Genomic DNA, 25,919 nt, shown 5'->3' on the forward strand with positions numbered 1-25,919 from the left:
AAAAATGGCAGGAACCTTATTCTTATGTGCAACCCCTATTGGGAATCTGGAAGATATGTCTGTCCGTGCGATACGGACACTGAAAGAGGCGGACCTGATTGCGGCAGAAGATACCAGAAACAGTATCAAGCTGCTGAATCATTTTGAGATCGATACGCCAATGACCAGTTATCATGAGTATAATAAATTCGATAAGGGACGTGTACTGGTAAAGAAACTTTTAGAGGGAATCAACATTGCTTTGATCACAGATGCAGGGACTCCGGGAATCTCAGACCCCGGAGAAGAACTGGTGAAAATGTGTTATGAAGCAGGGATCACTGTGACCAGCATTCCGGGACCGGCAGCCTGCATTACGGCGCTGACCTTGTCCGGATTGGCAACCCGGCGTTTTGCATTCGAAGCATTTCTCCCTTCGGATAAAAAAGAGCGGGAAGTGATTCTACAGGAACTGGAACGGGAAACCCGAACCATGATTTTGTATGAAGCACCGCATCGTTTGGTGAAAACGCTGGAACTTCTGTACACAAGGCTGGGCAATCGGAACATTACGGTGGTACGAGAACTGACGAAAAAACATGAGACCGTATTTGCCACAACGCTGGAAGAAGCGATTGCATGTTACAAAGTGCAGGCTCCGAAAGGGGAATGTGTGCTGGTGTTGGAGGGAAAGAGTCGGGAACAGATCGAAAAAGAAGCGAAAGAACAGTGGGAAGAACTGAGTGTGGAGGAACATATGGAGCAGTATCTTTCTCAGGGAATGGACCGGAAAGCGGCGATGAAAGCCGTTGCCAAAGATCGTGGAATTACGAAAAGAGAGGTCTATCAGTATCTGGAACAGAAGAAGTCCGAGAGAGAACAATCAGAGTAAAATTCGGACAAGAAACAGAGTGTGAGAAGAAGGAAACGATCAGAAGTCCGGATTTTCCCGCACTTCAAGAATCTGACCGGAACGCATGAATACCGTCAGATTGCCATAGCGAATGGCTTCATTATAGTCGTTCGTCACATAAAGCATTGTGAGATGAAACTCCCGATGGATGCGAATCATATCCGCAAGCATCCGTTCGCGGAGTTTTTCGTCTTGATGGGAGAAATCTTCATCGATCAGAAGAACCTTCGGTTTGCAGACCAGAGCACGGCTTAAGGCCACACACTGTTTGTTGATTTCAGAAAGGGTGCGGATCTTCCGGGTCAGAATATCGGTGATTCCGAAGAATTCGGCGGCAGTTCGCACACGACTTTCGATCACATTTCTTGGAAGGCTGCGAAGGCGCAGTCCAAGCGCAATGTTTTCATAAACATTCAAATGGCCGTACAGACGATAGTTCTGGAACGCCATTGCCAGCTTTCGATCTCTGGGGTAAATGTCATTGAGCAGGTCATCGCCCAGATAAATCTTACCCGAGGTAATATCTTCCAGCCCGCCGATCATGCGGAGAATGGTGGATTTGCCACAGCCGTGAGGCCCATAGAGTGTGACGAGAGATCCGTCCGCAACTTCAAGACTGAAATCCTTTACGGAAGCAAATCCGTTGGGGTAGGTTTTACACAGGTTTTTAAATGTCAGACTGGCCATAGAAATGTCTCCTTTTCGTTACGATACTTTTATTTTAGCATACCCAAAAATGTAATACAATGATGGTTTATGCATAGGCTGATAGAGAAAAGAAAAAGGAACGCACTGGATTCTGCCAGATGAAAGCAGAAAATCAGGCCGGAAAAGATGCAGATTTTTTTGTATATTTCAGATTTTATCGTTCCGTTTATGATCCTGTCGATCATCGTGTACGGAATGTTGCAGGGAGTGGAGGAATACGACTGCTTCATCAAAGGGGCCAAAAAGGGAATACGCACCGTGGTGGAAATTATGCCGACGCTGATCGGATTGATGGTAGCGGTGGGGATTCTTCGGGCATCCGGGTTTCTGGACATGGTAGCAGGGATGATCGGGAAGGTGACCGGGCGGTTCGGATTTCCGGGGGAACTGGTTCCGCTGACATTGGTGAAAATGTTTTCCTCTTCCGCAGCAACCGGGCTTCTGACAGATCTGTATAAAAATTATGGAACGGATTCCTATATCGGGCTTTGTGCGTCCATCAGCATGGCATGCACAGAGACCATTTTTTATACCATGAGCGTTTATTTTATGACGGCAAAGATTAAAAAGACCAGATATACTCTGCCGGGCGCACTGATCGCAACGCTGGCGGGGTTATTGGCGAGTGTGCTCCTGGCTGGCATGATGGCAAATGGCGGCGCATAAACTGGAAACAAATGAGAAAATGAGAACCGGGAGTGCGGGAACGCGGAATGAAGAGCAAAAAGAAAACTTATACAGTCTGTATGTCAAAAGTCGCAGTGCTCTTATGCATTTGTGTCGTGGCAGGAATTGTGGGATGTGGGACAAAAACATGGAAATCCGAGAAGAACCGTGAGAATGAAAATGCGAAGTTTCAGACCTTTACCGCTAATCTGTTTGTACAGGAAGTATCAGCAAATACCCTGACGCTTCACTACACGCTGGAGCATCCGGAGACCTATGGAATTACTAGCCAGGAGCAAAGGGTAGCTCTTGGGAGCGGAAATGTGGATCCGAAACAAACGGGTGTTGGCATTGAAAACACATCAACAGCAATGAAAAAATTTACATACAAAGAGCTAAACCGGGAAAATCAACTGACGTATGATGTGATCGATCATTATTTAAAGGATGTAAAAGGAAGTCTGCCATACTGGTTGTATCGGGAACCTCTGAATGGGGTCAGCGGAGCCCAGACCCAGTTGCCGGTCTTATTTTCAGAATATCGCTTTTCTTCGGAAAAAGATGTGGAAGAGTATCTGGAGCTGCTAGCAAAGGTTCCAGCCTATCTGGATGAATTGATGCAATATGAAACCGAAAAATCAGAAGTGGGACTGTTTATGCCGAAGACGGTGGCGGAGCAGACGATCCGGCAAAGTCAGGCGTTTCTGGAGCAGAAAGAGAGCCATTATCTGATTACGACATTTGTGGAGCGGATTCGGGAATTGGAAGGGCTTTCGGATGAAAAACTGGATGCCTACATCGAGAAGAATGCGGCAATACTGGAACGAGAAATATTTCCTGCATATGAGAAATTGATTCGTGACTTAGAAAAGCTAAAAAGGACAGGAAAGAACGAAGAAGGATTATGTTATCTTCCGAAAGGGAGGGAATATTATAAGAACCTGGTGCGAAGAGAAACGGGATCAGATCTGACGGTACCGGAAATGAAGCGGCGGACGAAAAAGCAGATTCAGGCAGATTTTCAGGCGATGGAACAGGCGTTGGGACTCTGGATAGGGGCAGATAGAGCGGATGGAAAGGAGACAGCGACACAGGAAACGGTGGGAAAAATTCTGGCACTTGGAAAAGAACAGACACAGGATGTAAAGCTGGGAGAAGTTCAGTGGATGTTGGGAACGCTGGAAGAGAAGATCAAAGGAAAATTCCCGGAACTTATCGAGACATCTGTGGAAGTGAAATATGTGCCGGAGTCCATGACCGAACATCTGAGTCCGGCATTTTATATGATTCCGGCGCTGGATCGTTATGGGGAAAATGTGATCTATATCAATCAGGGTTATGAGCGGGATGGAATTGCTTTATTTACCACACTGGCCCATGAGGGATATCCGGGTCATTTGTACCAGACAGTTTATTATGCGTCCCGGACACCGGATCCCATCCGGAATTTATTTACTTACAGCGGTTACGTGGAAGGTTGGGCGACCTATGCGGAAATGTGCAGTTACTATCTTGCGGATCTGAAGAAGGAACAGGCGATCCTGTTGCAGAAAAATGCATCCATTTTGTTGGGGCTCTATTCTCTGGCTGACATGGGAATCCATGATGAGGGATGGTCGCGGGAAGAATTGCAGACATTCTTTGCCGGATACGGTCTTGGAAATCAGGAATCCATCGATCAAATTTATGATTTGATCCTCAGTGATCCGGCAAATTATCTGAAATATTATATCGGGTATCTGGAGTTCCTGGATCTGAAGGAAGACTACGTAAAAGAAAACGGGAAAGAATTTCGGCAGGAAACTTTTCATAAATGTGTGTTGGATGTGGGGCCGGCACCCTTTGAGCTAGTTGAGAAATATGCCTGGTGAAAAACATGTGTTGTGAGTCCCTCACCGAGATTGACGATCCATACATTTACAGAATAGAATTGCAGCTCCGGTACTGATTGCGGTGGAGAGGATTCCGGCTCCTACAATGGCGGCCGGATTCACACTGCCGTACTGGCTGCGGTAGGCAATCACATGCATGGGGATTAACTGGAGAGAAGAAATATTCAGGATCAGGAAGGTGCACATTTCATTGCCGGCAACGCCTGCCGGTCTTGCGGGGCCGGGTTTGAAAGTACTTATACATGTGGAAGTGGGTGGTGTGGAAAAATGAGCGGACATGGAAGCTGAACAGGTATTTTTACGACGTTCATCCTCCAGGTCGGCCAGATGTTTCATTGCCTGGAGTCCGGCAGGAGTGGCCGCCCATCCGAGCCCGAGAAAATTGGCAATAAAGTTGGCAGTGATGGCAGAAACTGCCGGATGATTTGCAGGAAGTGCCGGAAAAAGAAAACGGATCAATGGACGAAGCTTTCCGGCAGCGGATTCCAGGACACCGCTTCTTTCTGCGATTTCCATCAGTCCGACCCAGAAAGACATGACGCCAACCATGGTAATACAAAGTGTGACTGCTTCCCTGGAAGAGTCCAGTGCTGCGTTGGTGATTTCCGGCATTTTGCCGTGAAAGGCTCCAAAAAGAATGCCGACAAAGATCATGCCGGCCCATAGATAATTTAACATATCCATCCTCCGATTCATTCTGTCTGATTCAACATATGAAACCGGATGGGATGGTATGTCGGAAGATATTCAGAAATTTTGCGATATTGATTTGACTATTTTACTGATTTTACAGAATCAATGGATTCCAGCGATTCGGTTGCTTCTGTTGCTTCAGAATCCTGTGGCAATTTCTTCCAGACAGTGAAGATCATGGTCACAAAACAGGCAGTTCCGCCGATAAAGTTGGAAACAGGTTCTGCCAGAAAAACACCGCTGGTTCCGAGTCCTGCAACAGTAGGAAGCCACAGGGTCAGAGGAATCACGATGATTGCCTTTCGAAGCAGGGAGAAGAAAACGGCCTGCTTGGATTTGCCAAGTGCTGTAAAAACAGACTGACCGGCAAACTGGAACGACATCATAAAGATTCCAAAGAAATAAATCCGCATCGCGGGAATTCCGGCTTCGAGCAGTGACGGATCACTGTTGAAAAGCTGGATGAAATATTTCGGGAAGAAAAACAGGAAAAACCAGAGCAGCGTACTGAAAAAGATGCTCCAGATCGTGGTAAACCGGATGGCGGATTTTACACGGCTGTATTTTCTGGCTCCATAGTTAAAGCTCATCACAGGCTGTGCACCGTTGGTCAGTCCCTGGATCGGCATATTGATAATTTCGCGGACGGAATTGATGACCGTCATAATTCCTACATAAAGATCTCCGCCGTAGCGTGCCAGCATAGCGTTGCACATGATCTGAACGGAACCGTTGGTGATTGCCATAACAAATCCTGCAAGTCCGAGGGCACAAATTTCACGGATCAGCGGAATTTCCAGATGCATCTGGGAAATCCGAAGCGGGATGATCGCCTGTTTCCCGGTCAGAAATCGCAGAACCCAGAGGGCAGAAACGGCCTGGGAGAGGATGGTGGCAAGAGCGGCACCCCGTACTCCGGCTTTCAGTCCAAAGATAAAAATGGGATCCAGGATCAGGTTTAAAACAGCACCGATGGAGACCGTCAACATTCCAATCATACCAAATCCCTGTGCATTGATGAAGAAATTCATCCCCAGGCTGATCATCACGAATAAAGTTCCACACAGGTAGACCGTGATGTAAGCACTAGCGTAAGGATAGGTCTGGACGCTGGCACCAAACAGATAGAGCATGGGACGTTTGAATACATTGCAGAGGATCATCAGAATCAAACCGCTCAGCAACAGCATAGAGAAAGAGTTTCCCATGATCCGTCCGGCGCGATCCATGTCACCACGTCCACGTTCGATGGAGAACAGAGGGCCGCCGCCCATACCAAACAGATTGGTGAAAGCAGTGATAATGGTAATAATGGGCAGAGTCAGACCGATCCCGGTCAGAGCTTCGGTAGATGCATTTGGCAGATGCCCGATATAAATCCGGTCGATCGTACTGTACAAAACGTTGATCAGTTGAGCTAACGTCATGGGAACAGCCAGCTTTAAAATATTGCCGGCAACACTTCCCTTGCTGAAGTCATTTTTTTGAGTATTTGAGGTTGCTTTATTCATGTTTTATTCATTCACATTCTTAAGAAAAAGTTTTTCGTTTTTTATAAGTACTTCTATTATAACATAAAGCCTCTGTTATGAAATATAGAAAAATTTTGAATCTAATATAGAAATTATGGATCTAATACAGAAAAACTGTCATTATATTGCCGGGATACGTATAGCTTATGTACAGATAGTGCCTCGGCTTGACAATTAGGTTGGGGTGTGCTACGCTTTTAAAGATCATGAAAACGCTGAGACGGAAAGAGTAGACGGCAGGACTTTTTACAGAGAATTCCCGGGATGGAATCCGAAGCTGAGAGGGATAGAAGAAATGCAGTTGAACATGGCTCCTGAGCGGTGCACTGAGCAGCAGGATAATATGTAATAAATAGAATTCGCTGTAAGGTGGCAAAGGGTTCCGCCCTTTATCGCGGAGAAGTGCTGACAGGCACTCGGTAAGGTCTGTATCGTGAGATGCAGATAAAGAGAAGTGGTAACACGTTTGGAACGTCTTCTTTGATTCGCAGGAATCAGAGGAGACCTTTTTTGATTACAATGTCGGGGTGTAGCAATCCGTGTAATCAGGAACCGGGTACACTTCCTACTATAATAAAGAGCAATCATTTTAAAATACAAGAAGGAGAGAGTGTTATGTGTGAAAAATGTAAGAAACCATATTACATCACAACAGCAATTGCGTACACATCAGGTAAGCCGCATATCGGAAATACTTACGAGATCGTGCTGGCAGATGCAATTGCACGTTACAAGAGAATGGAAGGTTATGATGTATTCTTCCAGACCGGAACCGATGAGCACGGTCAGAAGATTGAGCTGAAATCTCAGGAAGCCGGCGTAAGCCCGAAGGAGTTTGTAGACAATGTGTCCGCAGAGATAAAGAGAATCTGGGATCTGATGGATACTTCTTATGACAAATTTATCCGTACCACAGATGCGGATCATGAGAAACAGGTTCAGAAAATTTTTAAGAAATTATATGATCAGGGAGACATTTACAAAGGATATTATGAAGGAATGTACTGCACACCGTGTGAGTCTTTCTTTACAGAGTCCCAGCTGGTAGACGGAAAATGTCCGGACTGCGGACGGGAAGTACAGCCGGCAAAAGAGGAAGCATATTTCTTCAAAATGAGTAAATATGCAGATCGCCTGATTGAGCATATCAACACGCATCCGGAATTTATTCAGCCGGTATCCAGAAAAAATGAGATGATGAATAACTTCCTGCTTCCGGGACTGCAGGATCTGTGTGTGTCCAGAACTTCCTTCAAATGGGGAATTCCGGTGGACTTTGATCCGGATCATGTGGTGTATGTATGGCTGGACGCTCTGACCAACTATATCACCGGAATCGGATATGACTGCGACGGAGAAAGCACCGATCAGTTCAAGAAGTACTGGCCGGCAGACCTGCATCTGATCGGAAAGGATATCATCCGTTTCCATACCATTTACTGGCCAATCTTCCTGATGGCACTGGGTGTACCGCTTCCGAAGCAGGTATTCGGACATCCGTGGCTGCTCCAGGGTGACGGAAAAATGAGTAAGTCCAAAGGGAATGTACTGTATGCCGATGAACTGGTAGATTTCTTTGGTGTAGATGCAGTTCGCTATTTCGTGTTGCATGAGATGCCGTTTGAAAATGACGGTGTGATTTCCTGGGAGCTGATGGTAGAGCGTATGAACTCTGATCTGGCAAATACGCTCGGAAATCTGGTAAACCGTACCGTATCTATGACCAACAAATATTTTGGCGGCGTGGTAACGGACAAGGGTGTGGTAGAAGAAGTGGATGCAGACCTGAAGGCAATGGCAGCAGGCGTTCGCGGAAAAGCAGATGCCAAGATGGAAGACCTGCGTGTGGCAGATGCCCTGACAGAGATCTTTAACCTGTTCAAACGCTGCAATAAATATATTGATGAGACAACTCCGTGGGTTCTTGCAAAGGATGAGGCAAAGAAAGACAGACTGGAAACCGTTCTGTACAACCTGATTATGGCAATCTCCGAGGGCGCAAAGGTTCTGGAGCCGTTTATGCCGACCACCAGCAAGAAAGTACTGGAGCAGTTAAATGGCGGACACGTAACAGACAAGCCGGAAATCCTGTTCCAGAGACTGGATCTGGAAGAAGTGATGAAAAAAGTAGAAGAACTTCATCCGCCGGTTGAGGAAGAAAAAGAGGAAGAGGATGTCATTGATATCGAGGCAAAACCGGAGATTACCTTCGAGCAGTTTGGAGAAATGCAGTTTCAGGTAGGCGAGATCATTGCCTGCGAAGCTGTGAAGAAATCCAAAAAGCTTCTCTGCTCTCAGGTAAAAGTGGGAAGCCAGGTTAAACAGATCGTATCCGGAATTAAAGCACACTACACACCGGAAGAAATGGTGGGCAAGAAAGTTATGGTTCTGGTGAACTTAAAACCTGCAAAACTGGCAGGCGTTCTGTCAGAGGGTATGCTTCTGTGTGCAGAAGATGCAGATGGAAATCTGGCACTGATGACACCGGAAAAGAATATGCCGACAGGAGCAGAAATCTGCTAAGAACAGTTTATGAAGTGACTTTGAATGGAAAGGAAGAACCGTCCAACCGGGAGATCGACCGGAGGGGCGGTTCTTTTATAGTTTGGAATGTGTGTAAGTCTGTCAGATAATTATAAAGTCATCTTAAACAGAGAAGAAGGAAAGGCAGTCTATGTCGGGTTGGCACACCATGGGAAAGATGTTGTGATGAAATGGGGAAAAGATAAAAAGTATCTTCAGTGGGAGAACAGGCTTCCTTTTGGGGAAATGTCAAGACCGTTGTGAAGTTGTAGAATAAGAATGAATAAACAGATAATTATACGAAATAAATACAATTATAAATTAATTTTTAAAATACAACTAAATTAGTTGACAAATAAAGACCGCAGTGCTATTATAAACACAACAAAAGAAATAAGGAGGTCAGTCCAATGGACAGTATATCATCGTTTACAATTCAATACATCAGTGGTACGGCGAGTGGCTGTTCCTGTGACGAGGGCCTTTAAAAATAATTGAGAGTGACCCGGCAGGATAGATAGAAAGAAAACAAATCGGAGAATATGAAAGAAGCCGGGGGAAGAACCAAGATTCAACACTTGCAGATGTATTGAAAGGAAAAGAAGTACCACCGTTATTTAAGATCCAGAGATGTGTAAAGAAACATCGGATTTTAGAATATAAAGATCGATCTGAATATGAAATAAGAAAGGAAGATTTTATATCAGAAAAGGTCCACAGGAACAATCAGAACCATTTAGAATCTCCGATTTTCTATATAATTATAGAAGAACAATTGAATAAAAATACAAAATGCATCTTCAGCCAAAACTGAGGATGCATTTTTTTGACATCAGCCATTTCATATGCTACACTATTGTAGATATATTATAGGTAAAGTGCACCACGAGACGGTGTATAAATAAGATTAATGAGGTGAACGCAGTGGACAAATACGAGTATAAGCTTAGAACAGAGCAGATGCTTGAATTCATGGATGAGGGAGCATACCGAAAGGCTGCCGAGATCGCAGATACGATCGACTGGCATCGGGTGAAAAATGTATCCATGTTAGCTTCTGTCGGAGACATTTATGAAAAAACAGGGGAGTACAGCAAGAGTTATGATGTACTGAAGATTGTTTACGATCGGGCAGACGGAAGCAGAAAGATTGTTTACAAGTTGGGACTTCTTGCACTTCGCCTCAGAAATGTAGATGAAGCACTTGATTATTATGAAGAGTTTGTTCAGGTGGCACCGAAGGATCCGAATCAGTACATTTTGCGCTATAAGATCCTGAGAGCGAGACGTGCACCGATCGAACAGCAGATTGAAGCGCTGGAAGAATTTAAGAAAGCGGAATATATTGAAAAATGGGCGTATGAACTGGCAAAATTGTATCAGGAAGCAGGAATGACAGCAGAGTGTCTGGAGGAATGCGATGATCTGATCCTGTGGTTCAGTGAGGGCGAGTATGTGTTTAAGGCTATGGAACTGAAGATGCAGTACAAGCCACTGACACCATCCCAACAGGAAAAATATGACCACAGATTTGAATATGAAGAAGATCCGGGTTATGAAGATGACGAAGATCTGGCAGAACCGGTGAAAGAAGACCCGATTCCGGTGGCAAGAGAGGTTGCACCGACAGCTGCGTCGGAAGAAATACCGGAGCTTACGGAGGAAACATCAGAAGCTTATGAGCCGGAAGACTTTGAGGAAGATGGATTTGAAGAGCAGGACGAGATTACAGAGCAGAAACCAGAACGGAAGAAACCGTCGATCGGAACCAATATGTCTCTGGGAGAAGCTTTGAGTGGAATCGTGCGAGGTCAGAAGAAGCAGGAAGAAGTACTTCAGGCAGAAACGAAGCAGATTCCGGATGTGGAAGAAGTCTTGAAAGAGGAAGAAGCACAGAGAGCGGAAGTGGTTGCAGAAGTAGAAGCGGAAGAAGTGGCAGCTACAAAAGAAGCAGAGCCTGAAAATGCTGTGGAACAGAAAGCAGAAACGAAAGAGACTTCGGCAGATGATGATCAGATTGAAGGACAGATGAGTCTGGAAGACATTTTAAATGGTTGGGAGACCGCAGCAAGTCAGGAAAGTGAGCCGAAGGAAGAAGAACCTGTAGAGCAGGAAGAACAGATTCTGGAAGCGATTGATTCTGCAGAAGAACAGGTAGAATCAAGTCTGAGCTCAGAAGGAAAAGCGGAAGAAATCGTAGAATATGACATAGAAGACTATGAAGAGGAAGAGTACGACGAGTCCGAGGAAGAAGTAGAGGACTACGAGGAAGAAGAGTACGATGACTTCGACGAAGATGCAGAGGAGTACGAAGAGGAAGAAGAGTACGATGACTTCGACGAAGATGCAGAGGAGTACGAAGAGGAAGAAGAGTACGACGACTTCGAGGAAGATGCAGAGGAGTACGAAGAGGAAGAAGAGTACGACGACTTCGAGGAAGACGCAGAGGAGTACGAAGAGGAAGAAGAGTACGACGACTTCGAGGAAGACGCAGAGGAGTACGAAGAGGAAGAAGAGTACGACGACTTCGAGGAAGACGCAGAGGACTACGAGGAAGAAGAGTACGATGACTTCGACGAAGAGGAAGAGGAGTACGACGACTTCGAGGAAGACGCAGAGGACTACGAAGAGGAAGAAGAGTACGACGACTTCGAGGAAGACGCAGAGGAGTACGAGGAGGAAGAGTACGACGAGTCCGAGGAAGACGCAGAGGACTACGAGGAGGAAGAAGAGTACGACGAGTCCGGGGAAGAAGTCGCAGAGGAGTACGAAGAAGAGTACGACGACTTCGACGAAGATGCAGAAGATTACGAAGAAGATTATGACGAAGAGGAATATGATGTCTTTGATTCCGACTTGCAGGAACTGACACCGGATGGAAAGAAAAAGAAAGCAACGGTTAAGAAAAAGCCGGAAGCAAAGAAGAAACCGGTTCTGGATGACCGCGAGATTGAAGACGATGATGACTTCCCGGATCTGCTGGCAAGTACGGCTCCGCTGAGCAGAAAAGAAACCGCAAAGCTGATTGCAACCGGAAAAACGGCACCGCTTCCGTTGGATGAAATTTCCAATGCATTGTCCATGAGTGATACGGGATTTATCGTACACGGAAGATATGATCTTGAGACACAGAGTGGTGTGGGAACCAGAGCGGGTCTAACCGAAGAACAGAAGAAACTGTTCTCCTATTTCGTTCCGGTGAGAGGAATGAGCGAACAGCTGGTAGATGTGCTGGAGCAGGATAAGAATTGCACCAACCGACAGGGAACATCCCGGACAGGAAACCTTCTGATCATTGGACGCAAAGGCTCCGGAAAGACAGTTCTGGCGGTAGATGTTGTAAAAGCGATTCAGAGAGAACGAAGAATCAAACAGGGTAAGGTAGCAATCGTAACCGGAGATTCTTTGAATAAGAAGAAAATGAGTGACATTTTCCAGAAGCTTTACGGTGGTGCACTGATCATCGAGAAAGCAGGAAAGATGAATGAACGGACGGTTGCCAAGCTGAACAAGGCAATGGAAGAAGATACCGGAGAAATGCTGATTGTTCTGGAAGAGCAGAGAAAGCCTCTGGATCGACTGCTCAGTTCCAACCGGGAATTCCGCAGAAAGTTCACCTCCCGTTTGGAAGTCCCGATCTTCATCAATGATGAGTTGGTAACATTTGGTCAGACCTATGCAAGAGAGAATGGTTATAAGATTGATGAGATGGGAATCCTGGCATTGTACAGCCGAATCGATGCATTGCAGAGAGAGGATCACGCAGTGACCGTTGCTGAGGTCAAAGAAGTAATGGATGATGCAATCGCACATTCCCAGAAATCTTCTGCGAAACGTCTGGTAAAACGAGTGTTTGGAAGAGGTACGGATTCGTCAGACCGTATTATTCTGTCGGAGAAAGACTTTAATATTTAGAAAATTTATAATGCATGTATGGAGAAATGAATCTGGAGTAAGTAATTACTCCGGATTCATTTTTTGATATTCCCTTCTGACTTGGTTGAAATACACCGTACAAATGGGGTATAATGAAGGATACAAGAATGGATGAGTTGAGGTGATGTCATGGCCAGGAAAAAGAAGATAAGTCAAACAAAAACAGTAGAAGTGGCAGCAGTGGGAAAGGCAGTAACAGAGACAGCAGCAAAAGCAGAAAAAGTAGTGAAAGAAATCAAAGAAAATAGATCGTATGAGATCGGGGAATTGGATCATTATCTGTTTGGTCAGGGAACCCATTATGAATTGTACCGAAAATTAGGTTCTCATCTGGTAAATGATGGGAAGCAGGATGGCGTATATTTCGCAGTTTGGGCTCCGCATGCCAGAAGGGTTTCGGTTGTCGGCGAATTTAATGGTTGGAATCCGGAAGCAGACGTGATGGAGCGGGAGGAACCTCTGGGAATCTATACCAGATTTCTGACCAGTGCCAAAAAAGGAGATCTCTATAAATATTGCATTGAGACCCAGAGCGGAGAGCTGATTTATAAGGCGGATCCCTTTGCAAATGAGGCGGAGCTGCGCCCGGGAACGGCTTCCCGTATCACCGATATCAGCCGTCTGAAATGGTCGGACAGTACCTGGATGAACCACAGAGAGACTTGGGATCACAAGACAGAACCGATGTCAATCTACGAAGTGCATATCGGTTCCTGGAAGCGTCATCCGGGGCGGGAAGACGAAGGCTTTTATAATTATCGGGAATTTGCCCGTGCTATTACAGAATATGTACTGGAGATGGGATATACACATGTGGAACTGATCGGAATTGCAGAGCATCCGTTTGACGGATCCTGGGGCTACCAGGTGACAGGGTATTACGCACCGACTTCCAGATATGGAACACCGGAAGACTTTGCGTACATGATCAATTATCTGCATCGTCATAAAATCGGGGTCATTCTGGATTGGGTGCCGGCACATTTTCCGAAAGATGACCACGGACTGGCGGATTTTGATGGACAGGCTCTGTTTGAATATCCGGATCCGAGGATGGGAGAGCATCCGGATTGGGGGACGAAGATCTTTAATTATGCAATGCCGGAAGTCCAGAATTTCCTGATTGCAAATGCGTTGTTCTGGATCGAATATTTCCATGCAGACGGACTTCGTGTGGATGCGGTTGCGTCGATGCTGTATCTGGACTATGGAAAGAATGACGGAGAGTGGGTTGCAAACCAGTACGGCGGCAATGAAAATTTGGATGCGGTGAATTTCTTCCGTCACTTGAACTCTGTGGTATTGGGAAGAAATCACGGAACACTGATGATTGCGGAGGAGTCTACGGCATGGCCGAAGGTGACGGGAGCACCGGAAGACGAAGGACTTGGATTCAGCCTGAAATGGAACATGGGATGGATGCATGATTTCACCGAATACATGAAACTGGATCCTCTGTTCCGAAAAAATGCACATTACCAGATGACATTTGCCATGACTTATGCATACAGTGAAAATTATATTCTGGTACTGTCCCATGATGAGGTGGTTCATCTGAAATGCTCCATGCTCAATAAGATGCCGGGACTTGGCTGGGATAAATATGCGAACCTGAAAGTCGGATATGCGTTTATGATCGGACATCCGGGCAAGAAGCTTCTCTTTATGGGACAGGATTTTGCACAGCTTCGGGAGTGGAGCGAGGAGCGGGAACTGGACTGGTATCTGCTGGCGGAGGACGAGCAGCATGTCTATGTAAAGAATTTCTGGCGCGATCTGCTGAAGCTTTATAAGAAAAATAAAGCACTGTACGAGCAGGACTGCTGTATGGAAGGCTTTGAATGGATCAATGCGGATGATAATTTCCGCAGTATTTACAGCTTTGTAAGACATTCCAAAGACGGCAAGAAGAATTTGCTCTTTGTCTGCAACTTCACACCGATGGAACGGGAGGACTACCGGGTTGGAGTTCCGAAGAGAAAGCAGTATAAGCTGATCCTGAATAGTGATGAGAAGCAGTATGGCGGATCAGGCAAGGAACGACCGGAGATTTATAAAGCAGTCAAACAAGAGTGCGACGGCAGAGAGTATTCTTTTGAATATCCACTTCCACCGTATGGTGTAGCTGTATTCGAATTTTAGGAGGCAATCGATTCGCGACCGAATTAACGGAATAAAGTTTCGGAGAAGATAATATGGCATTAGAAAATAAACTGGGAATCACAGATTCTGCAGAACTTGCACGGGAAGAGGAAATGCGAAGCAAGAAAAAGGCGATATGGCTTTTTGAGGAAGGAATCCTGGATACATTGGATGCTGGAAGCCTTGCAACATTAAAGGAAATTCATAAAATTCTCTTCGGAGAAATTTACGAATTTGCCGGGGAGATACGTAAGGTAAATCTGGCGAAAGGAAATTTCAGATTTGCACCGTTGATGTATCTGGAGGCTGCGCTTGCCAATATAGAAAAAATGCCACAGTCAGATTATGATGAAATCATTGAAAAATATGTGGAAATGAATATTGCACATCCGTTTCGGGAAGGAAATGGACGTAGCATGAGAATCTGGCTGGATCATATGTTGAAGAAGGAAATTGGAAAGGTTGTGGATTGGAGGCTGGTAGATAAAGAAGATTATTTGCTGGCGATGGAGCGAAGCCCGGTAAAAGATGTGGAAATCAAAGTGTTGTTAAAAGAGGCGCTGACGGACGAGGTGGACAGTCGAGAGGTTTACATGAAGGGAATCGATCATAGTTATTATTACGAGGGATACACGACCTATAAGACAAATGAACTTTAAGATAAATAAATGGCGCAGGGGATTCAGTTTCATTCCCGGCACCGTTTTTGTCTGCAGATTGTAAGAAAGACCGGCAATCAACCGGTCTTTCTTTTTTTAATGACTTTCAGGCGGGTAAATTCTTCCCGTTCTTTTTCTTCCAATGCGTTGGAAATGTCACGTACCAGAGCCTGGTAGGTCGGGATGGTGATGTTTTTCAGCGCATTTGCCCGTTTCTGGGTCTTTTTGATATTGGTAGCCAGACGATAGGCCGAGGTCTCAATCATGGAAAGCTCGATCGTCAGCTCTTTTACTTTGGTAAATGCGGCCACAGCAGCGTCAATGGATTCCTTGGTGGTACTAAAAGAAAAGGATGGTTTGGCAGGTGTGGGCGTATATTTTACATGGGGGATTTCTGTTCCCATAATGCTTCGTGTCTGAATCTTGATGGAGTCTTCGATCGGGATGGTGTAAGCCAGCTGCTGCACATAGCTGATTCCGTGTTCCACATTGGCGTGCTGCAGGCAGCGGTAAGCATAGGAAAAGGTGGTATCGATCTGGGACTGGATGTCTTTGGCCTGTTCGATCAGATCCATCAGCTCCCGGATCAGGATATTCCTTTTTTTATCCATCAGTTCAAAGCCCTGATTGGCGAGATTCAGTGAATTTTTGGCAAGGATCAGATTTCCCTTGGTAGGAAAAGTACGGGGATCCATACGATATCATCTCCTTTCAGATCCATTTATTTCCATTTGTGTCCATTCGCGGATTCCGGCATGTGTACGCCGGAATTCGGGAAGAACAGGAAGCGGTGTCTCAATCCTTGTTTGCGATAGATCCGGGGCTGGAGGACGGGATGGATTTGGATTCGCCGGTTGGATGATAATATTTATCCAGAATTTTGGTATCCACACGATCCAGTTCTTCTCTCGGAAGCTGGCCTAACAGCTCCCAACCAAGATCCAGTGTTTCCTGAATGGTACGGTTTTCATCCGGCCCCTGTCCGATATAGCGTTCCTCAAAGTCTTTTCCGAAGGCGAGATACTTCTTGTCGATTGGGGAAAGCTCATCTTCTCCGATGACGGAGGCAAGGTTTCTGGCATCGCCTACTTTGGCATAGGAAGAAAAGAGCTGGTTGGCCAGATCCTGATGATCCTCCCTGGTGTATCCGGCCCCGATTCCGTCTTTCATCAGACGGGACAGCGACGGTAACACGCTGATGGGCGGGTAAATGGACTGGCCGTGGAGGTTGCGATCCAATACGATCTGACCCTCGGTAATATAGCCGGTCAGGTCAGGGATCGGATGGGTGATATCATCATTGGGCATGGTCAGGATCGGTAACTGAGTGACAGAACCGTTGACGCCCTGGACGATACCTGCACGCTCGTAAAGCGTAGCCAGTTCGCTGTAAAGATAACCCGGATATCCTTTTCGGCTGGGAATCTCGCCTTTGGAGGAGGACACCTCTCTCATCGCTTCTGCGAAAGAAGTCATATCGGTCAGGATAACCAGAATGTGTTTGTTCTGTTCAAATGCCAGGTATTCCGCAACAGTCAGCGCCACTTTTGGAGTGATCAGACGTTCTACGACCGGATCATTTGCCAGGTTTAAGAACATGGCAACGTGGTCGGAGACTCCGCTTTCTTCAAAGGTGCGGCGGAAGAAATCAGCTACATCATGCTTGACACCCATGGCGGCAAAGACGATGGCGAATTCTTCGTCGGAATCATCCCCAAGAGAAGCCTGGCGCACGATCTGGGCAGCCAGCTGGTCGTGAGGAAGACCGTTCCCGGAGAAAATCGGAAGCTTCTGTCCGCGGATCAGAGTGGTCAGTCCGTCAATGGCGGAAATTCCGGTTCGGATATAGTTTCGCGGATACTCTCGTTTGACCGGATTTAAGGGCAGACCATTTACATCCCGTTTTAACGGGGAAGAAATGGGACCGAGTCCGTCGATGGGCTGTCCGATTCCGTTAAAGGTACGGCCCAGAATATCCGGGGAGAGTGCAATCTCCATGGAATGTCCGGTCAGCTTGGTATGGGTATTTTTCAGGGACATGCCCTCGGTACCCTCAAAGACCTGAATGACGGCTTTGTCTTCGTAGATTTCGATGATACGCCCGATCCGGCGATCCTTTCCGTTTATAACAAATTCTACGACTTCGTCATAGAATGCGTCCTGTACGCCCTCCAGAACGATCAGAGGGCCATTGATTTTACTGAGTCCTAAATATTCGATTGACATGGCGCGCCTCCTTATGCGTTCTTATCCAACACGTTCTGGTAGAAACGGTCGATATCCTGATGATATTGGTCGAAAAGATCCAGCCGGTCATTGGGCACATCGTACTTGATTGCAATGACTTTTTCAAAGATGGGATCCTCTTTCAAAACGGACATGGGATGTCCCATGGAAACCAGTGCCCGGCTTCTGCGGTACAGGTAAAGAATCGTATCCATCATTTTGAACTGCTTTTCCATGGATACGCAGGTATCGTCTTTGTGGAAAGCGTTCTGTTGCAGGAATCCCAGACGGATGACCCGGGCGATTTCCAGAATCAGCTTCTGGTCATCGGGCAGGACGTCGCTTCCGATCAGTTTGACGATCTCCATCAGGGAGCTTTCCTGGTTGAGCAGTGCCATCATCCGGTTGCGGTAGTCCACAAATTTCGGGGAAACCTGTTCCTGATACCAGGGGGACAGGTCGTTTAAATATTCGCTGTAACTGGTGAGCCAGTGGATGGCCGGAAAATGTCTGGCGTAGGCAAGACTCTTATCCAGACCCCAGAAGCAGCGTACGAATCGTTTGGTGTTCTGGGTGACCGGTTCGGAGAAGTCACCGCCCTGTGGGGAAACAGCACCGATAATGGAGACGGAACCGCGGTTTCCGTTCAGGGTCTGCACCATTCCGGCACGTTCGTAGAAAGCGGACAGGCGGGATGCCAGATAAGCCGGAAAACCTTCTTCTGCCGGCATTTCTTCCAGTCGTCCGGACAGTTCCCGAAGGGCTTCGGCCCAACGGGAGGTGGAGTCTGCCATGATCGCCACATCATACCCCATATCCCGGTAATACTCTGCCAGGGTCAGTCCGGTGTAAATGCTGGCTTCGCGGGCAGCCACCGGCATGTTGGAAGTATTGGCGATCAGTGTGGTACGATCCATCAGAGGATGACCGGTCTTGGGATCTTCCAGCTCGGAAAATTCTTCCAGAACCTGGGTCATCTCATTTCCACGTTCTCCGCAGCCGATATAAATGATAATATCTGCGTCGGACCATTTGGCAATCTGGTGCTGGGTCATGGTTTTTCCGGTACCGAATCCGCCGGGGATGGCAGCGGTTCCACCCTTTGCAATCGGGAACATGGTATCCAGGATCCGCTGTCCGGTCACAAGAGGTACGGAGGCGGCGAACCGGTGGTGTACCGGCCTTGGCACACGGATGGGCCATTTCTGCGCCATGCGTAAGTCTTTCGTGGTACCGTCCAGAAGTTTTAAGGTCACCAGAGTCTCGTGAATGGTATAGTCACCATCCGGGACCACAGACAGGACGGTTCCGGTCAGATCCGGTGGCACCATACATTTGTGGACGATGGTTGGTGTCTCCGGAACTTCGGCAATGATATCTCCGCCATGGAGTTCGTCTCCGGGCTTCACGGTCAGATGGGTCTGCCATTTTTTTTCTCCGTCCAGAGAATCCACGCTGACACCGCGGGTGATAAAGGCACCGCCGGTCTCGGAAATCTTTTCCAGGGGACGCTCGATTCCGTCGAAAATATTGTTCAGGATTCCGGGCGCGAGAGTGACTGAGACCGCGTTTCCGGAAGCAACCACTTCTTCGCCGGGATAAAGACCGGACGTCTCTTCATAGACCTGGATCGTGGTCAGATCTTTTTCCAGAGCGATGACCTCGCCCACCAGCTTTTCTTTTCCTACATAGACCATTTCTGACATCTGAAAGCCGATATTTCCCTTTAGATAAATGACAGGGCCGTTGACGCCGTAAATTTTTCCGGTATTAAGCAAGGAACTCACCTCCCTGGAACATAAATTTATCATATTCTTCCGCCAGTGCGGTCTTAAAAGAATGGTCGATCAAAATGTTGCGCTCACGGATGACCGCGCGAATCCCGCCCATGAAATCTTCTGCGCTGACGGTGAGCAGAACGCCGGTGGCATCCTGCAGATCCGACTTCTTGTGTTCGTCGGAGGGATTGATATAAATGGTCAGAGGCTGACCGTCGGCAAAACGTCTTGCTTCCTGAATACAGCGGATCAGATAGTCGTCATAGGCTTCGGTCTGCATGTAATCGGAAAGAAGATCCTGCACTTCTTTAAACAGTCGGTTTTTCAGATCCTGCTGCAGTCGGCTGGATTTGCGTTTCATTTTCAACTGTGCTTTGGCAGCGGATTGGTTCAGTTCCTGGCGGGCTTTGATGGTCTCGGCCTTGATCCGGTTGTCGTTAAGTCGGGCCAGTTCTTCTTTATGCGTGTTAAAAAGTTTCTCCAGGGAGGCACGGTGTGCATCTAAGAGATCCTGACTCTCGGCACGGGCCTGCTCCATGGCAGAAGCCTGTAAATGTTCGATTTTTTCATCAATAGTCAAAGTAAGTTTCCTCCTTTAAAATCTTAAGGGGCAAAGTGGACTTCACAGTTTCAGTCCGATGGCTTCATTGACATAGGAAGTAATGAAGTCGGCTTTTCGTCCGGTTCCGTGACGGTCCGGGATCTCGATCAGAAGAGGCAGTTTGCGCTGCAGCTTCATTTCGTCCACCAGATCGGGGAATTCCTGCCCCAGTTTTTCGGTGAGCAGAACAATCCCGATGGTGGGATCTGACATGACGTTCAGCAAGGCATCGTGAAGTTCGTTCCGTTCGTGAACCACGATGCCATCGACACCTGCCAGCCGCATTCCGGTAAAGGTATCCACATTGTCACTGATTAGAAACATTTTCATAGGAAAGATTCCTCCTGCATTTTAAAACTTACAACTGACCAAGGATCATGAAGGAAATGATCAGACCATAGAGGCACACACCTTCGGCCAGACCTACGAAGATCAGGGATTTACCGAGGACACTGGCGTCTTCACTGATGGCACCCAATGCGGCACTGGCAGCACTTGCAACGGCGATACCACCACCGATACAGGAAAGTCCGGTAACCAGAGCGGCTGCGATGTAACCAAGTCCGGTTGCGGAAGATGCAGCAGTGGATGCAGCATCGGCAGCCTGCACCGGAGAGCCGGTAAATAACATGATCATGGCAACGGCAAATGCTCCGAAGAAGAAAAATGCATTGACGCCGAGCGCGGTTTTGTAGCGGCCTTTATTTTTTTCACCGATCAGATAATATCCGAACGGAAGGATGATGCTTAAGATTAAAGTTGCAACGAGTAAAAGTTTAACGGTAAGAGTCATGAGAATACCTCCTGTAACTGTATTGAAATTTTGTAATAGAAGTGTTGCGTTTTTGTTTGCGTTAATTTTTATAAATGGTTATGTCGATAAATCATTCAGCACCTAGTACGGTTTAAATTCCCGTCCGGTTCCCTTGTAGAAGCGGCTGAACATTTCATAATATTCCAGACGGAGTACCTGGATTCCGACGACCAGTCCTTCCATACCACAGACGAACAGGTTTCCCAGTACGACGATGGCCCAGTTCGGGGATCCGGCTTCCGCGCCGGAAAGCATCAGAACTACTTCCATCATGGCTGCATGGCTGACGGCGAATGCTCCGATTCGGACAAAGGACAGGGTGTTGGAAAAGTAACTTAACAGGGTTTCAAACAATTCGAAGAATCCCTGTACCAGGAACATGCCAATGCCTTCTTTTTCTGTGGCTTTCTGATGGATCAGCTTCCGGGTCAGCGGTTCTTTGAACAGAATCAGCAGAAGCGGAACGACGAATAAGACCGTCAGAAGAATGGCTGCCGGGAGTTTGTGTCCGGTCATAAATAAGAAGATGACCAGAACTGCGGCTCCGTAAAAGATCAGGCCTGCAACGCCGTTGGGATCAAACCAGGTATTTCCGGGATCTTTGGATTTCAAAGCGTTGATGATGTGCAGGATCATGGCCAGCAGAATGATGAACATTCCGAAGGCAACTGCCACAATAAAAATCGTATTCAGTTTTCCGATAAACGGCAAAGTGGTCATATGGTTGATCGGTCGAAGCCACAGAGCCGGCAGGATATCTTCGAATCCAAATACGCTTCCGAAGAGGAAGCCGAAGATCGTGGAGAAGATTCCTGCAATGGAAATGATTCCGGCAAGCGGGATCTTCTTAAAATGGTATAAGAGACCGCCGCCGATCAGGAGGCAGAGTCCCTGCCCGGCATCTCCAAACATGACACCGAAGATAAAGGCATAGGTGATTCCCACAAAGATGGTGGGATCAAGTTCGTTGTGTGCCGGCATTCCGTACATTCGGATGAACATCTCAAAGGGTTTGAACAGCTTTGGATTTTTTAACTGTGTAGGCGGCTCTCCAAAATATTTGTCCACATCGTCTTCTACTACGACGAAGACCTTTTCGTCGTTGGCGCTGTCCTTTAAAAACCTCTGAACATTTTCCTCGGACATCCATCCGCAGAGCAGATAGGAATTGCCCCGTTTGTCTTCCACACAGGCGGCAAGTTTGCGGACGTCGAAGTTGTGGGAAAGGGTCTGAAGCTGGTTTAAAATGGAGAGCAGTTCCGGTCCGCGCTTCGTCAGCATTTCTATGGTCCGCTGCTCCAGAGCCTCCAGTTGCTTGTTGAGTTTGCGGATATGATATTCCAGATCCCGGCAGTTATATTCCGGGCTGCCGGTGACATCTTCCGGAAATGCGATCCGCTCAAAGTGTAGGGTGCGGAAGACGGTGTCAATCTTGCGGGTATCGGTGGCCGCGGCAAAATAAACGCCATAGACGTAGTTATCATCTTGTTTCCCTTCCAGGAAAATGGCGGAAATATCATCCATCAGATAATCTTCAATCTTGTGGTAATATTCGATGGGAATCCGCCCGAACCGGTGCTTGATGTACCGGAAATGTAAGGCCTGGCTCAGATCACAGTCCAGAGGCCGGAAGGGATCTAAAAGTTTCAGACGTTTGGTCAGATCTTCCCGTCTGGACAACAGCGATTTCTTCTTTTCTTCCAGTTCCCGGTATGCCAGATCGATTTCATGGACTCTGGAAAAGATGGCCTTCTTATTCAGTGCAGGATCCGGAGTGATCTGATCCGGATGTTCTAAATAACTGATGAACTCCTGGGTTTTTAACAGCGCATCTTTGTAGGGATTCTTTTCCACAAAGGGACGTAAATTTTCAGTAGTTTTCAACTCACTTAAAGCCGGTTCCAACTGGATCTCGTAGCGGGAAAGATATTGTTCCATAACACGGTCGATATCTTCCTGCGGCCCGGTGATGTTGACGAATTGCATTTTAACGATCATAGTTTCTTTTTCCCTCCTACATAACGCATAGTCTCTGCAGGACTGATCTGATAACGGACACATTCCATGACAGTGGTCAGGCGTTTCAGCTCTTCTTCCTTCAGAAAGAGATAGGTATTGATGGTCGCGATGGAATATGGATTTCGCCGTCGGTCTATGGTGTAAAGCCGATACAGACATTCCGAATACATTTGCTCGATGGAAAGATTCTGGGTGAAATCATATTGGCGGCCGTAAGGGGTGCGCTGGATCAGTGCCAGGAAGTCCTCCAGGGTTTCGGCTTCCACCATTTCTTTGATGGAATCAGAACTTACCTTATAATGAATGGGCAGCAACAGCGCGTAGGTTTCCACATCGGTCAGGTGATAATACTTTTTGCTGCGATAGATCCACTGCATATTGAGCAGATCGATCTGGGCACCGTAATCCCGGGTGAAGAGTTCCAGTTCTTTTTTCTTCAATACCTTTTTCCGGGCTTTCCAGACGGTGGAAAAATGATATAACTCCAAAGCCAGATCATAGTCAAACAAGGTAGAATCCGGCTGATTTGCAATCAGGTGGAGCGGTGCATAATATTCGGTTCCCCGCAGGTTTTCAATGAGCTCGGGGATCGAAGCGGATGAAAAAAGTTTTTCGACGGAAAGTTTGGAATAGTGGTCGAAAAATTCCTTTTTATAATCCAGATCAAAGGATGGCGCCGTATGATTGCTTACGATCCGAAAACAATAATTGATCAGATCAATTTCCAGATGTTTCATGTGCAGCGAAATGAAACTGCGGACAGTTGGGCCTGCGAAGCGGTAAAGTCTGGCATAGTCATGGTACAAAGACTGGGTCAGGACTTTTTCAATATCTCCGCGGTGCAGAAGTCTTTCGTCGATCTCCCTGAAACAGTCCCGGTACGAGGGAAGTCTTGAGAGATACTCTACGATCTCGGAAACCGAAGAAAGAGCCGACAACTCTTCATATTGAGCGGGAGTCAGAAGCTGGGCCTGCATGGCACGTACCTTTGTGACAATCCCGCTGTATGCAAGTAGATTTCCCATAGATTATACCTCGGTGATTTTTTTCAGAATCTGTGTTGCATAAAGGGTATGATTGGTATCGTACTCTTTTTGCAGGGCTTCAATCTCCTGGCACCGGGCCTGATCCTGGATGGTCAGGATCTGCTTCGTTTTATCTTCCAGAGAAGAGCGGATGGAAGAAAGCCTCTGATTGACCAAAGCCTCCTGTTCCTGATCATAACGGTCTTTGCGTTCTTCAAATTCCTGGTTCAAACGCTCCTTTTTTGTCTCTGTATCTTTTAAGATTGCCTGTGCGGCATCTTCGATCTCAGAGAGCCTTAAAACAATGGAATCCATAAAGAACCTCCTGTCTTTGATATTCAAGAATGTCTTTGGCATTCCTGTCTATAATTTTGTGAAATATGCTTTTATCTTACTCCTTTTTTCTGAAAAATCAATCTTGAATTTTTGTTCAATATTATAGAAGAAAAAGATGAGTCGTGTTATACTGGGACAAAAGCAAAAATGGGGAGATATGAATCATGAGATTAAGAAATATACCAAGAGCTGACGGCGTGATCAAAAGCCACCCGATGGTGGTGCAGGATACGCAGAAAAGCCGTGGAAACTGGAAAAATATTTTTGGAAATGACCGTCCGGTTTATCTGGAGATCGGTATGGGAAAAGGTCGTTTCCTGATGAATATGGCAAAGGAGCATCCGCTGGTAAATTTTGTTGGAATCGAACGCTATTCCAGTGTACTTTTGCGGGCGCTGGAAAAATACGACACCGAAGAATATAAAGACCTTCAGAATATCCGTTTCCTTTGCATGGACGCGACGGAGATCGAAAATGTTTTCAATCAGGGGGAAATCCGGAAGATTTACCTGAATTTCTCCGATCCATGGCCGAAAGCAAGACATGCCAGAAGACGGCTGACTTCCGGGACATTTCTGGATCGGTATGCGAAGATCCTGCCTCCGGGAGGAAATCTGGAATTTAAGACGGACAATACGGAGCTGTTTCGCTTCTCTCTGGAAGAGATTCGGGAGAAAGAAGGATGGCGTCTGGATAAATATACCTATGACCTGCATCGCAACGACGAGATGAATCAGGGAAATATCATGACGGAATATGAGGAAAAATTTTCTTCATTGGGCAATCCCATCAACAAACTGATCGCGACGAGATTGTAAAGGGCAGACGGCAAGATGGTTGTCTGGGAAAGGTTGTTGTAGTAGGTGTGGCGAAGATGAGGAGATCGACGGAGTAAAACAGGCGAGTACAACGGTACGAACGAAAAGGAAGAACGGCACATTATGGTAGAAAATACATATTATATAAGAAAGAAGTGGTGAAGCGTCAGAGGATGGAACGATGGTTTCGGAAAGTAGCCGGGATCGCGTTTTTGTCTGGAAAAGCTTCGATCAAATGTGTCCGGGAGGAGAGCTTTGTGAAGAAACGAGGTCGTTGTTGCGGTAGTTGCTGCGGAATGTGGAGAAGGATGCGGATCAATCAATGCATGCGGAAACTTTGCGTCAGGATTCATCATTCGCTGGAGGAAGTCCGGGATGTGCTGGAGTGTCTGTAATGAAATCCGATGAGAAGGAACAAGCCAGAAGAAGAGGTGGAAAGAATTATAAGGTATGGTTATAAATAAATTTCAAAAAAATAATTAATTCAGGCTGTCTCTTCTGAGAAAAAGTATGATATGATTATGAGGTGGCTGAAAAGCTGACATTATAATAAAGAAAATTCTTCAAAGGTACATTGCAGGACGGGAAACCTGTTCAGCCCACTGGGTCGATGTATCTTTTTTTAATCAACGAAAAAGATTAGAGATGAAGGAGGTTAT

21 protein-coding genes are annotated in these 25,919 nt (G+C 46.6%); 9 read left to right on the forward strand and 12 right to left on the reverse strand.

Annotated elements, in window-relative coordinates; all coding sequences use genetic code 11:
• Nucleotides 1-4: 4 nt before the first annotated feature.
• Complete coding sequence (rsmI, locus tag KGMB01110_RS08635; RefSeq protein ID WP_117602995.1) at nucleotides 5-871, forward strand: 16S rRNA (cytidine(1402)-2'-O)-methyltransferase; 867 nt, start codon at nucleotides 5-7, stop codon at nucleotides 869-871.
• A 39-nt stretch (nucleotides 872-910) separates the two neighbouring features.
• Here rsmI and KGMB01110_RS08640 read toward each other — a convergent pair whose 3' ends face one another.
• Nucleotides 911-1,579 carry an ABC transporter ATP-binding protein gene (locus KGMB01110_RS08640; protein ID WP_117889415.1) on the reverse strand — a complete coding sequence of 223 codons (669 nt, stop codon included), beginning with the start codon at nucleotides 1,577-1,579 and terminating at the stop codon, nucleotides 911-913.
• A gap of 147 nt (nucleotides 1,580-1,726) precedes the next feature.
• Here KGMB01110_RS08640 and KGMB01110_RS08645 point away from each other — a divergent pair, with 147 nt between their 5' ends.
• On the forward strand, nucleotides 1,727-2,266 hold the full coding sequence (locus KGMB01110_RS08645) for a spore maturation protein (protein WP_117602997.1): 540 nt from the start codon (nucleotides 1,727-1,729) through the stop codon (nucleotides 2,264-2,266).
• Nucleotides 2,267-2,313: 47 nt separating this feature from the next.
• Nucleotides 2,314-4,137, forward strand: coding sequence for a DUF885 domain-containing protein (locus KGMB01110_RS08650; protein WP_243112736.1), 1,824 nt, complete (start codon nucleotides 2,314-2,316; stop codon nucleotides 4,135-4,137).
• Nucleotides 4,138-4,158: 21 nt separating this feature from the next.
• On the opposite strand, the gene KGMB01110_RS08655 is transcribed toward KGMB01110_RS08650, so the two are convergent.
• Both KGMB01110_RS08655 and KGMB01110_RS08660 read right to left on the reverse strand, forming a co-directional pair.
• Entirely contained in the window at nucleotides 4,159-4,836 is a 678-nt protein-coding gene (locus KGMB01110_RS08655) for a nucleoside recognition domain-containing protein (protein WP_119298031.1), read from the reverse strand.
• Between the two features lie 95 nt (nucleotides 4,837-4,931).
• The gene (locus KGMB01110_RS08660) at nucleotides 4,932-6,362 is read right to left on the reverse strand and encodes an MATE family efflux transporter (RefSeq protein ID WP_119298032.1); all 1,431 of its coding nucleotides are present in this window, start codon (nucleotides 6,360-6,362) and stop codon (nucleotides 4,932-4,934) included.
• A gap of 636 nt (nucleotides 6,363-6,998) precedes the next feature.
• Between KGMB01110_RS08660 and metG the strand changes: the two genes are divergently transcribed.
• The 4 genes from metG to fic all read left to right on the forward strand — a co-directional run bounded on the left by metG (nucleotide 6,999) and on the right by fic (nucleotide 15,643).
• Nucleotides 6,999-8,906: a methionine--tRNA ligase gene (metG, locus tag KGMB01110_RS08665; protein WP_117889421.1), complete on the forward strand. Its 1,908-nt coding sequence runs from the start codon at nucleotides 6,999-7,001 to the stop codon at nucleotides 8,904-8,906.
• Nucleotides 8,907-9,866: 960 nt separating this feature from the next.
• Entirely contained in the window at nucleotides 9,867-12,821 is a 2,955-nt protein-coding gene (locus tag KGMB01110_RS08675) for an AAA family ATPase (protein ID WP_408631092.1), read from the forward strand.
• A 150-nt stretch (nucleotides 12,822-12,971) separates the two neighbouring features.
• Nucleotides 12,972-14,984: a 1,4-alpha-glucan branching protein GlgB gene (glgB, locus tag KGMB01110_RS08680; protein WP_117889425.1), complete on the forward strand. Its 2,013-nt coding sequence runs from the start codon at nucleotides 12,972-12,974 to the stop codon at nucleotides 14,982-14,984.
• Nucleotides 14,985-15,037: 53 nt separating this feature from the next.
• Nucleotides 15,038-15,643, forward strand: a complete 606-nt coding sequence (gene fic / locus KGMB01110_RS08685) for a protein adenylyltransferase Fic (protein ID WP_117603004.1) — start codon at nucleotides 15,038-15,040, stop codon at nucleotides 15,641-15,643.
• Between the two features lie 77 nt (nucleotides 15,644-15,720).
• Here fic and KGMB01110_RS08690 read toward each other — a convergent pair whose 3' ends face one another.
• The 9 genes from KGMB01110_RS08690 to KGMB01110_RS08730 form a co-directional block, all read right to left on the reverse strand.
• Nucleotides 15,721-16,338 (reverse strand): V-type ATP synthase subunit D, encoded by a 618-nt coding sequence (locus KGMB01110_RS08690; RefSeq protein ID WP_117603005.1) that lies wholly within the window; start codon nucleotides 16,336-16,338, stop codon nucleotides 15,721-15,723.
• Nucleotides 16,339-16,438: 100 nt separating this feature from the next.
• Nucleotides 16,439-17,869 carry a V-type ATP synthase subunit B gene (locus KGMB01110_RS08695; RefSeq protein ID WP_119298034.1) on the reverse strand — a complete coding sequence of 477 codons (1,431 nt, stop codon included), beginning with the start codon at nucleotides 17,867-17,869 and terminating at the stop codon, nucleotides 16,439-16,441.
• Nucleotides 17,870-17,880: 11 nt separating this feature from the next.
• Nucleotides 17,881-19,647, reverse strand: coding sequence for a V-type ATP synthase subunit A (locus KGMB01110_RS08700; protein ID WP_119298035.1), 1,767 nt, complete (start codon nucleotides 19,645-19,647; stop codon nucleotides 17,881-17,883).
• Nucleotides 19,640-20,227, reverse strand: a complete 588-nt coding sequence (locus KGMB01110_RS08705; RefSeq protein WP_243112738.1) for a V-type ATP synthase subunit E — start codon at nucleotides 20,225-20,227, stop codon at nucleotides 19,640-19,642. Before KGMB01110_RS08705 ends, KGMB01110_RS08700 begins: the two co-directional genes overlap by 8 nt.
• A gap of 42 nt (nucleotides 20,228-20,269) precedes the next feature.
• Nucleotides 20,270-20,578 (reverse strand): V-type ATP synthase subunit F, encoded by a 309-nt coding sequence (locus KGMB01110_RS08710; protein ID WP_117603008.1) that lies wholly within the window; start codon nucleotides 20,576-20,578, stop codon nucleotides 20,270-20,272.
• Between the two features lie 28 nt (nucleotides 20,579-20,606).
• Complete coding sequence (locus KGMB01110_RS08715; protein ID WP_117603009.1) at nucleotides 20,607-21,041, reverse strand: ATP synthase subunit C; 435 nt, start codon at nucleotides 21,039-21,041, stop codon at nucleotides 20,607-20,609.
• 102 nt (nucleotides 21,042-21,143) lie between these two features.
• On the reverse strand, nucleotides 21,144-23,060 hold the full coding sequence (locus tag KGMB01110_RS08720) for a V-type ATP synthase subunit I (RefSeq protein WP_119298036.1): 1,917 nt from the start codon (nucleotides 23,058-23,060) through the stop codon (nucleotides 21,144-21,146).
• Entirely contained in the window at nucleotides 23,057-24,106 is a 1,050-nt protein-coding gene (locus KGMB01110_RS08725; protein WP_117889433.1) for a V0D/AC39 family V-type ATPase subunit, read from the reverse strand. The genes KGMB01110_RS08720 and KGMB01110_RS08725 overlap by 4 nt, the downstream gene beginning before the upstream one ends.
• Before the next feature lie 3 nt (nucleotides 24,107-24,109).
• Entirely contained in the window at nucleotides 24,110-24,421 is a 312-nt protein-coding gene (locus KGMB01110_RS08730; RefSeq protein WP_117603012.1) for a hypothetical protein, read from the reverse strand.
• A gap of 185 nt (nucleotides 24,422-24,606) precedes the next feature.
• Between KGMB01110_RS08730 and trmB the strand changes: the two genes are divergently transcribed.
• Complete coding sequence (trmB, locus tag KGMB01110_RS08735; RefSeq protein ID WP_119298037.1) at nucleotides 24,607-25,260, forward strand: tRNA (guanosine(46)-N7)-methyltransferase TrmB; 654 nt, start codon at nucleotides 24,607-24,609, stop codon at nucleotides 25,258-25,260.
• A 257-nt stretch (nucleotides 25,261-25,517) separates the two neighbouring features.
• Nucleotides 25,518-25,655, forward strand: a complete 138-nt coding sequence (locus KGMB01110_RS14920) for a hypothetical protein (protein WP_156085439.1) — start codon at nucleotides 25,518-25,520, stop codon at nucleotides 25,653-25,655.
• Nucleotides 25,656-25,919 lie beyond the last annotated feature (264 nt).

This window comes from Mediterraneibacter butyricigenes (genome assembly GCF_003574295.1).
GTDB classification, from domain to species: domain Bacteria; phylum Bacillota; class Clostridia; order Lachnospirales; family Lachnospiraceae; genus Mediterraneibacter_A; species Mediterraneibacter_A butyricigenes.

Bases quoted from the DNA above. Each gene is read 5' to 3' on its own strand.
- rsmI (WP_117602995.1), top strand. From the start codon at position 5: ATGGCAGGAACCTTATTCTTATGTGCAACCCCTATTGGGAATCTGGAA.
- KGMB01110_RS08640 (WP_117889415.1), bottom strand. From the start codon at position 1,579: ATGGCCAGTCTGACATTTAAAAACCTGTGTAAAACCTACCCCAACGGA.
- KGMB01110_RS08645 (WP_117602997.1), top strand. From the start codon at position 1,727: ATGCAGATTTTTTTGTATATTTCAGATTTTATCGTTCCGTTTATGATC.
- KGMB01110_RS08650 (WP_243112736.1), top strand. From the start codon at position 2,314: ATGAAGAGCAAAAAGAAAACTTATACAGTCTGTATGTCAAAAGTCGCA.
- KGMB01110_RS08655 (WP_119298031.1), bottom strand. From the start codon at position 4,836: ATGTTAAATTATCTATGGGCCGGCATGATCTTTGTCGGCATTCTTTTT.
- KGMB01110_RS08660 (WP_119298032.1), bottom strand. From the start codon at position 6,362: ATGAATAAAGCAACCTCAAATACTCAAAAAAATGACTTCAGCAAGGGA.
- metG (WP_117889421.1), top strand. From the start codon at position 6,999: ATGTGTGAAAAATGTAAGAAACCATATTACATCACAACAGCAATTGCG.
- KGMB01110_RS08675 (WP_408631092.1), top strand. From the start codon at position 9,867: ATGCTTGAATTCATGGATGAGGGAGCATACCGAAAGGCTGCCGAGATC.
- glgB (WP_117889425.1), top strand. From the start codon at position 12,972: ATGGCCAGGAAAAAGAAGATAAGTCAAACAAAAACAGTAGAAGTGGCA.
- fic (WP_117603004.1), top strand. From the start codon at position 15,038: ATGGCATTAGAAAATAAACTGGGAATCACAGATTCTGCAGAACTTGCA.
- KGMB01110_RS08690 (WP_117603005.1), bottom strand. From the start codon at position 16,338: ATGGATCCCCGTACTTTTCCTACCAAGGGAAATCTGATCCTTGCCAAA.
- KGMB01110_RS08695 (WP_119298034.1), bottom strand. From the start codon at position 17,869: ATGTCAATCGAATATTTAGGACTCAGTAAAATCAATGGCCCTCTGATC.
- KGMB01110_RS08710 (WP_117603008.1), bottom strand. From the start codon at position 20,578: ATGAAAATGTTTCTAATCAGTGACAATGTGGATACCTTTACCGGAATG.
- KGMB01110_RS08715 (WP_117603009.1), bottom strand. From the start codon at position 21,041: ATGACTCTTACCGTTAAACTTTTACTCGTTGCAACTTTAATCTTAAGC.
- KGMB01110_RS08720 (WP_119298036.1), bottom strand. From the start codon at position 23,060: ATGATCGTTAAAATGCAATTCGTCAACATCACCGGGCCGCAGGAAGAT.
- KGMB01110_RS08725 (WP_117889433.1), bottom strand. From the start codon at position 24,106: ATGGGAAATCTACTTGCATACAGCGGGATTGTCACAAAGGTACGTGCC.
- KGMB01110_RS08730 (WP_117603012.1), bottom strand. From the start codon at position 24,421: ATGGATTCCATTGTTTTAAGGCTCTCTGAGATCGAAGATGCCGCACAG.
- trmB (WP_119298037.1), top strand. From the start codon at position 24,607: ATGAGATTAAGAAATATACCAAGAGCTGACGGCGTGATCAAAAGCCAC.